Source organism: Candidatus Frankia alpina, assembly GCF_902806485.1.
Taxonomy (GTDB): Bacteria; Actinomycetota; Actinomycetes; order Frankiales; family Frankiaceae; genus Frankia; species Frankia alpina.
This window is the reverse complement of sequence record NZ_CADCWT010000236.1, coordinates 1-7,051: the sequence shown is the minus strand read 5'-3', so window position 1 is coordinate 7,051 and position 7,051 is coordinate 1. Positions and strand designations below refer to the sequence as shown.

The window sequence follows — 7,051 nt, the reverse complement described above, 5'->3', positions numbered from 1 at the left end:
GGTAACCGACGGTAACCGACGATCAGGGTCGGCGAGAGCCCTCGCCGACGCGGAGGCGACCGTCGAGGCCGGTTTCGCGCAGCAGGGCGGCGAACGCCGGGGTCGGCGAGGAAATCCGCAGCTCGGAGTGGACGCGGCGGAGCAGCAGATCAGCCCGGAGCAGAGCGGCGAGCCCGGGGATGTCGATCAGCTGCAGGCCCGCGACGTCCACCGTCACCGTCCCTCCGCCCCGGCCCAGCAACTCGCCGATCTGCTCACGGAACCGCAGCCGGCCGACGGTGTCGAGCTCACCGGAGAGCTCGATGAACACGTCCTCGCCTGACCGCCGCACGGACATGGTCAGGGCTCCGGCGTCGACCCGCATGCTGCCCACCCCCCGAAGTCCTGATCACCGTGCGGGACCGACCCCCCGAACTGTTTACGGAGAGTAACATGACGGGGTCGGGCCGGCCGCCGTCCGGCGACGATCAGGCACCGCGCAGCCGCCTGATCAACGCGTTCGTCGAGCTGTCGTGGCGGGGCTGCGGGGAGTCCGCGGAGCCCGACGCACCGGGGGAGGTCAGCTCGGGCACGATTCGCCCGGCGAGCACCTTGCCGAGTTCGACGCCCCACTGGTCGAAGCTGTTGATGCCCCAGACGGTCCCCTGGGTGAACACCTTGTGCTCGTACAACGCGATGAGCTGCCCGAGCACGAACGGAGTCAGCTTCGGGGCAAGCAAGGTGTTGGTCGGCCGGTTGCCCGGGAAGGTCCGGTGCGGGACGAGGGCCGCAGCCACCCCCTCGGCGGCCACCTCCTCGGCGGGCTTGCCGAAGGCGAGGGCCTCGGTCTGGGCGAGGAAGTTGGCCAGCAGCAGCGCGTGCTGGTCCGGCCCGTCCGCCGGCCCCACGCCGGGATGATTCGGCCGGGCGAAGCCGAGGAAATCGGCCGGGACGATCGTCGTCCCCTGGTGCAGCAGCTGGTAGTAGGCGTGCTGCCCGTTCGTCCCCGGCGTTCCCCAGACCACCGGCCCGGTCTGTGTCCCCACCGGCCGGCCGGCGAGATCGACGCGCTTGCCGTTGCTCTCCATGTCGAGCTGCTGCAGATAGGCCGGAAAGCGGCCGAGGTACTGGCTGTAGGGCAGCACGGCATGCGAGGAAAATCCGTAGAAATCCCGATACCACACGCCGATCAGCCCGAGCAGCACGGGCAGGTTTCGCTCGAACGGCGCGGTCCGGAAGTGCGTGTCCATCGCGGCGAACCCGTCGAGGAACTCGCGGAAGGCCACCGACCCGATCGCGATCATCACGGACAGCCCGATCGCCGAACCGACCGAATACCGGCCACCCACCCAGTCCCAGAACTCGAACATGTTCTCGGTGTCGATGCCGAACTCGGCAACCTTCTCCGCATTCGTCGAGACCGCGACGAAATGGTGGGCAACCGCGTCCTCGCCGAGGGCCCCCGTCAACCAGGAACGGGCGGCCCGCGCGTTGGCGAGCGTCTCCAGCGTGGTGAACGTCTTCGACGCGACGATGAACAGGGTCCGCGCCGGGTCGAGGTCGACCTTCGCCTCCCAGACGTCGGTCGGGTCGACGTTGGAGACGAACCGGACCGCGAGCCCGCGGTCGGAGTAGTCGCGCAGGGCGTCGTACGCCATCGCCGGGCCCAGATCGGAGCCGCCGATGCCGATGTTCACGACGGTGGTGATCCGCTCGCCGGTCGCCCCGCGCCAGTGGCCCGAACGCACCTTCTCCGCGAAGGCGGCCATCCGGTCCAGCACCCGGTGCACCTCGGGCACCACGTCCACCCCGTCGACCTCGATCCGGGTCCCCGCCGGGGCCCGCAACGCCACGTGCAGCACCGGCCGGTCTTCGGTGACGTTGATCCGATCGCCGCGGAACATGGCCTCGATCCGCTCGGCAAGCCGGGCCCGCCGGGCGAGCACCACGAGCAGCTCGACGGTGCACGCCGTCAGCCGGTTCTTGGAGTAGTCGAGATAGAGCCCGTCCGTTTCAGCGGTGAACGCCTCACCGCGGGTGGGATCGGCGTCGAACAGACTGCGCAGCGACACCTCGGACATCTCATGCAGATGCGCGGTCAGCGCCGCCCATTCCGCCGTCGTGGTGATGTCGGGCGCAGCCACCAGGGCAGCGGGCTCGGTAGTCGACATGACGTGGGACGCCCTTCCTCGCAGGTTCAACACGTGTGCCGCCACAAGCACCATCGGTGTCCGTGGCACATCATCCGGACTCCTGCCCGTCATCCGACACCTGTCGCGTCAGCCGGACCGTGGCGGCGCCGACACTCGTCGACCCCAGCAGCATGCACATGTCGCCGATCCGACGTCCTGGGGCGCCCCCCGGACGGGCGGCGGAATGGGAAGGTCGGGGTCGTAGGATCGCCAGGAACCCGACGAAGGTGTCATTGCTGGCCAGGATGTAGGCCAGGATGCCGCGCTCGGGACGGGGGCGGCGGTAGGGCGCGGTGCCCGACGGCGTTAGCGGACGGATCTGAACCTTGCTGATTGACAGATCACTGGTGGAGGCGGCGCTTCCGGGTTACACCGTCGAGGGCGACCTGGGCCGAGGCGGGTACGGTCTCGTGCTCGCCGGCCAGCACCGGCTCATCGGACGCAAGGTCGCCATCAAGATCCTGCTGGACACCTCCGACGATCCCGGTCTGCGGGCCCGCTTCCTGGCCGAGGCCCGGGTACTGGCCGAGCTCGACCACCCGCACATCGTGCGCATCCACGACTACGTCGAACACGAGGGCACCTGCCTGCTGGTGATGGAGCTGCTCTCCGGCGGCACCCTCAAGCAGCGGATCAGCGCGGGTCCGGTGTCCCCGGAGACGACCTGCTCGATCGGCCTGGCCGCCGCCGCCCTGGCCAACGCCCACATGCAGGGCGTGCTGCACCGCGACGTCAAACCGGACAACATCATGTTCGCCGGCGACGGTCTACTCAAAGTCACCGACTTCGGCATCGCCAAGATCTTCGATGGGGCGGAGACAACGGCCAGCGCAATCCTCGGCACCCCGTGGTACATGGCCCCCGAGCAGATCATGGGGGTGCGGCTGTTCCTCTCGACGGACCTCTACGCCCTCGCCGGGGTGCTCTACGAGATGATCGCCGGCCGACCGCTGTTCGGCCGCCAGATGGCGGTGCAGCCGCTCACCCACCACCATCTGACTGTCATGCCGGAGCCGCTCACCACGGTTCCGCCGCCGGTCTCAATGGTGATCATGCGTGCGCTGGCGAAGGACCCGAACACCCGCTTCGCGGACGCGACGGATTTCGCCCTCGAACTCGCCCGTGCCGGCAGCCGGGCCTTCGGACCGAACTGGCTGTCCCGGTCAGAGGTCAAGGTTCGGGTGGACGATGAGATCCGGGAAGCGGCGCTCGGCGTCTCGACCACCCCGCGGCCGCCGACCTCGGGCTCGCCGGGTTACCCGGTCGGGCCCGCCCAGGGATCCGGCCCAGCCAGGCCCGGACACCCTGCCGGGCCTGGCGCGTTCGGTACTCCCGCCGGTGCCGGCGGCCCGGCCTGGCCCGGCGGATCCGGTGGCCGGGGTGGACCGCCGGGCGGTCCGGGACCGGGCGGACCGGGACCGGGTGGACCGCGAGTGGGTGGACCGCGAGTGGGTGGACCGCGAGTGGGTGGCTACCCGCCGCCTGGCGGCTACCAGGGGCGTCCCGGCACGCCGGCCGGCCCCGGCGGCCAGCCGGGGCCCAGCGGCCTCGGCGGCCCCGGCGGACTCGGCGGCCCCGGTAGCCCCGGCTTCACCGCCGCCCCCACGGTGCGGGGCGGCCAGGGACCCGGACCGGGCGGGTGGGGCGGCGCGCAGTTCGGGCCGCCCGCGGGCGGCCCGGGCGGCCTGCTGCCGCACCCCACCCGTCAGGCCGGGCGCCGCCAGGCCGCGGGCGCCCGCAACCGCACTCCGTGGATCATCGGCGGTGTCGCCTTCGTCCTCGTCGTCGCGCTTACCGTCGGCATCGCCCTTGCCGTGGCGAGCTCCGGCGGCGGGGATGACCGCAGCCGCACGGTCGCCGCCCGCGTCGTCACCGCCTACCGTGGACCGGCACTGTCCGTGCAGGGGCTGAGCCCCTACAGCCTCGCCATCGACCCCGACGGCTCGCTGCTCGTGTCCAGCCTGGCGACCGACCGGATCCAGAAGATCACACCGGTGGGCGCCGCGAACGACTTCGCGGGCACCGGCGCGGGCGGGAGCAGCGGCGACGGCGGCCCGGCCACCGCGACCCAGCTCGACGGGCCAGGCTCCACCGCCCGGGACAAGGCCGGCAACATCTACATCGGCGACGCGAAGAACAGCCGCATCCGGAAAGTCACACCCGCCGGGGTGATCTCCACGATCGCCGGCACCGGCACCGGCACCACGGGTTACAGCGGCGACGACGGCCCGGCCGCCGCGGCCCAGCTCAACAGCGCCGAGAAGGTGACCACCGGGCCTGACGGCAGCGTGTACTTCTCCGACTACGAGAACCACCGCATCCGGAAGATCGACCGGGCAGGGATCATCACGACGTACGTGGGTACCGGCGTCGCCGGCTACGGCGGCGCCGGCGACGCGGCGACCCAGGCGAAGATCAACGGCCCAAACGACATCACGATGGCCGACGATGGCACGCTCTACTTCGCCGATCTCGGCAGCAGCACCATCCAGAAGGTCGACCCGAACGGCATCATCAGCACGATCGCCGGCACCGGGGAGAGCGGCTACGCCGGGGACGGCGGCCCGGCCCGGTCGGCCAAGCTGAACGTGCCATCCCTGTCCATCGCGCCGGACGGGAAGACCTTCTATATCGCCGACTACCGCAACAACCGGATCCGGAAAATCGACCCGAACGGCATCATCACCACCATCGCGGGCATCGGTACCGAGAGCGCCGGCGGTGACGGTGGCCCGGCGACGGCGGCCCAGTTCAAAAACCCGAGTGCGGCGATCGTCGACGGCAGCGGCGCCGTGTACATCGCGGACAACGGCAACGACCAGGTTCGGCGCATCTACCCGACCGGCACGATCTCGACGATCGCCCGGCCCGGATGACAGACGCATCTACGACTACGTCGAGCGCGACGGACTGTGCCTGCTCGTGATGGAGCAGCTCACCGTCGGCAGCCCACTCGTGCCGGCGAAGCACCGTCGCCGCGTGGATTGGCATACGTTCGCGGTAGTCTCGCCGGCCCGATCAGTGCCACCCGCCGGTCGCTGCCGATCACATTGCACGCGCCGGGGAGTCGGTACGCCGGTGGCACCGCGGCGGGCGGGCGGCGGGTTCGGGATGGCTCTCTGGGAGGACGCGTGGGCGGACCCGGCCGTCGGTCGGTGTTACGGGCCGCGGGCGGCGGCGGGCTGGCCCTCGTCGGCGCCGGACTGGGCAGCGCGCTACTCGCCGGCTGCCACTCAGACACCCACCCTGCCCCCTCCGGCATCGACTGGCAGGCTCTCGACGGGCGCCTGACCGGCCCGCTGTTGCGCCCGGCGGATCCGCGATACGCCGGGGCCAGCACGCTGTTCGACCCGGCCTTCGACGCGATCCGACCGCAGGCGGTCGCCCAGGCCACCTCCGTCGCCGACGTCCAGGCGTGCGTCGACTTCGCCCGCCGGACGGGGTTGCCGCTGACCGCCCGCGCCGGCGGCCACAGCTACGGCGGCTATTCGACGACGACCGGCCTGGTCGTGGATGTCACCCCGATGGCCGGGGTGGCCGCGGCGCCCGGCCAGGTCGCGCGGATCGGGGCGGGTGCCCTGCTCGTCGACGTGTACTCCGGTCTCGCGCGGGCGGGGCTGGCACTACCGGCAGGTTCCTGCCCGACCGTGGGCATCGCCGGGCTTGCCATGGGCGGCGGGATCGGCGTGCTCGGCCGCCGCTACGGCCTCACCTGCGACCGGATGGTCTCCGCCGAGGTGGTGCTCGCCTCCGGGGAGGTCGTGCACACCGACGCCGACCACGAGCCGGATCTGTTCTGGGCGCTGCGCGGCGCGGGCGGTGGCAACGTCGGCATCGTCACCTCGTTCACCTTCGCCACCCACCGGGCGACGCCGCTGGTGCTGTTCACCTACCACTGGGCCTGGAACGACGCCGCCGACGTGCTGGCCGCGTGGCAGGACTGGATCTCCGCGCCCGGCGGCGCACCGGAGAGCCTGTGGTCGACCTGCGTCGCCTACTCCGCGCCGGCGGCCGGCGTCGGCGGCGCGCCGACGCTGCGGGTGAGCGGGGTGCTGTCGGGCGGCGCCGACGACGGCGCGGTGGCCGGCCTGCGTGCGCAGCTCGCCGACCTGGTCGACGCGGCCGGCCACCGGCCCACCGGTACCTACCTCACCACCCGGGGCCACCTGGAGGCGATGCTCATCGAGGGCGGCTGCGCGGGCCGGGCCGTCGAGTCCTGCCACCTGCGCGACCGGACACCGGGCGGCGCCCTGGCTCGGGTCGCCCAGCGGGCCGCGTCCGCGTTCCTGGTGAAGCCGATGCCGCCGCGCGGCGTCGAGGTGCTGCTCGGCGCGGTCGAGGAACGCCAGCGGACCGCGGGGGCGGGCTCGGGCGGAGTGATCCTGGATTCCTGGGGCGGGGCGATCAACCGGGTCGCGCCGGGCGACACGGCGTTCGTCCATCGCGGCGCGATCGCCAGCGCCCAGTACGTCGCCGGCTACGCCCCGAACGCCACCCCGGCCGAGAAGGAGGCCAACCGCCGCTGGCTGCGTTCGACCGTCGAGGCGACGGCGCCGTTCGTCTCTCGGTCCGCCTACCAGAACTACATCGACCCCGAGCTCGCCGGCTGGGCGCAGGCGTACTACGGAGCGAACCTGGCTCGGCTGCGGCAGGTGAAGCGGGCTTACGACCCCGACGACCTGTTCCGCTTCGCACAGGGCATCACACCGACCTGACCCGCGAAGATCGGTTGCACTGGGTAGCCACCCCGCGCCAGGAGTCGACGTCAGCCGGCCCGGGGTGGCATGAACCATGAGAACCCGCGACGCACGCGTCGCCAATTGAGCCATTCCCGGCAACGATTTGTGAGGTTGGGTAATTGTTGCGGGGTGTGAGTGTCC

At 71.7% G+C, this 7,051-nt stretch carries 4 protein-coding genes; 2 read left to right on the top strand and 2 right to left on the bottom strand.

Annotation, left to right across the window (positions count from 1 at the left end):
* Positions 1 to 22 precede the first annotated feature (22 nt).
* Complete coding sequence (locus tag G6R25_RS19485; protein WP_163554110.1) at positions 23 to 364, bottom strand: STAS domain-containing protein; 342 nt, start codon at positions 362 to 364, stop codon at positions 23 to 25.
* A gap of 103 nt (positions 365 to 467) precedes the next feature.
* A complete protein-coding gene (pgi, locus tag G6R25_RS19480; protein WP_163554109.1) occupies positions 468 to 2,150 on the bottom strand; it encodes a glucose-6-phosphate isomerase in 1,683 nt (560 codons plus the stop codon).
* Between the two features lie 347 nt (positions 2,151 to 2,497).
* Here pgi and G6R25_RS19475 point away from each other — a divergent pair, with 347 nt between their 5' ends.
* The gene (locus G6R25_RS19475) at positions 2,498 to 5,047 is read left to right on the top strand and encodes a serine/threonine-protein kinase (RefSeq protein WP_163554108.1); all 2,550 of its coding nucleotides are present in this window, start codon (positions 2,498 to 2,500) and stop codon (positions 5,045 to 5,047) included.
* 255 nt (positions 5,048 to 5,302) lie between these two features.
* The gene (locus G6R25_RS19470; RefSeq protein WP_163554107.1) at positions 5,303 to 6,886 is read left to right on the top strand and encodes an FAD-binding oxidoreductase; all 1,584 of its coding nucleotides are present in this window, start codon (positions 5,303 to 5,305) and stop codon (positions 6,884 to 6,886) included.
* Positions 6,887 to 7,051 lie beyond the last annotated feature (165 nt).